Source organism: Microtetraspora sp. AC03309 (assembly GCF_020826795.1).
GTDB classification, from domain to species: domain Bacteria; phylum Actinomycetota; class Actinomycetes; order Streptosporangiales; family Streptosporangiaceae; genus Microtetraspora; species Microtetraspora glauca.
In genome coordinates this window covers 1-1238 of sequence record NZ_JADDIL010000207.1, presented here as the reverse complement: position 1 = coordinate 1238, position 1238 = coordinate 1, and the positions used below count along the sequence as shown (strand labels likewise).

The following is a 1238-nucleotide window of genomic DNA, read 5'->3' as shown; positions in this document are numbered from 1 at the left end:
CGGAAATCTCATACAGGCCGACTTCGGCCATCACGACGGCTTTGCGGGCCTGCACGTGTGCTTCGAGGCGGGCGTAGGCTTGCATCACGATCACGGCGTCGAAGCCGTCCAGCCTGGCGATATCGATCTGCTCCAGTACGGCGGCCAGCCCCGCGCCTGGGGGCATGTCGCCCAGGCCGTCGGGGATCGGCTGCCGTTCGATATTCACATTGCAACGCTAACAACCGCCACCGACAAAAACACCGCCCAGACAGCCTCCGAAAATAAGCGGACGCATTCTCCTGGAATCACAGATTCCGCCCCCACGGAATGTATTGATCGCCGCCTATTTCCTACCTCTATTGAGGGTGGATCATGGCGGAGATCGAGCTCCGTCCGGGGTGAGGGGAAGGCGGGTTGGTGGCGAGCGGCATCACGGGCAGCCCGCGATCTGGGCCGGGGAGGCGAACGGCGATAGGGGTGGCGGGGCGCGGGTGACGGGATCCGGGTGGCGAGGCAGTGCTCGAGCGGCGAGGGCCGATGCCCTGACTTGCTTGCGCCTGTGCCTCGGAAGCGGGGGACGGGAGCGCGGCTTTGGACGGGGCTGGGGGTGAGAGCACGGACCGGAGTCAACCTCGGATCGGCGTCGACCTCGGGCCGATGCCGACCTCGGACCGTGTCAACCTCGGGCTGGCGGCGTCGGCCTCGGACCGTGTCAACCTCGGGCTGGCGGCGTCGGCCTCGGACCGTGTCAACCTCGGACCTGCGGCGGCCTCGCGGTCCCCAGCTCGGACAGGGGCGAGGCAGAGGGTGGCAACCGCCCGACGGCCAGATGAAGGTGGAACTCCAGAGGCGTGAGAGCGGCAGGGCAAGGAGTTCCAGGACCGTGAGTCCCACCGTTCCCACCCTGCTTCACGTTGAGGATGTCGATGGAGACGCTTGCAGGAATGGGAGAGGGCGAGGTGGAACTCCAGGAGTTGAGGGCGGCAAGGTGACGGAGAGTTCCAGGAGCAACTGCCCGCCGTAGCGGAGCGGCGGACGCGTACGGCGGGGTGGGACCGCCCAGCGGGACGACACGCGCGTACGGCGGATCGGGTCGGCTGCCCGGCAGCGCCACGACACAGCGACCGGTGCGTACAGCGGTGCGAGGCTGGGCCGCCCCGCGATCTCACTGCGCTGCCGCGATCTCACTGGAGGTTGTCCCGTAGCTCGTAGAACTTGAAGTGGCGGTCCCCGTCTCGGGGCCTACCTGGTGGTAG

The 1238-nt window shown here is 67.7% G+C and carries 1 protein-coding gene; it reads right to left on the bottom strand.

Going from position 1 to position 1238, the window contains the following annotated elements; genetic code table 11:
- The coding region (locus IMZ11_RS42345) for a hypothetical protein (RefSeq protein WP_228649182.1) at positions 1 to 208 on the bottom strand (208 nt) is incomplete at its 3' end.
- Positions 209 to 1238 lie beyond the last annotated feature (1030 nt).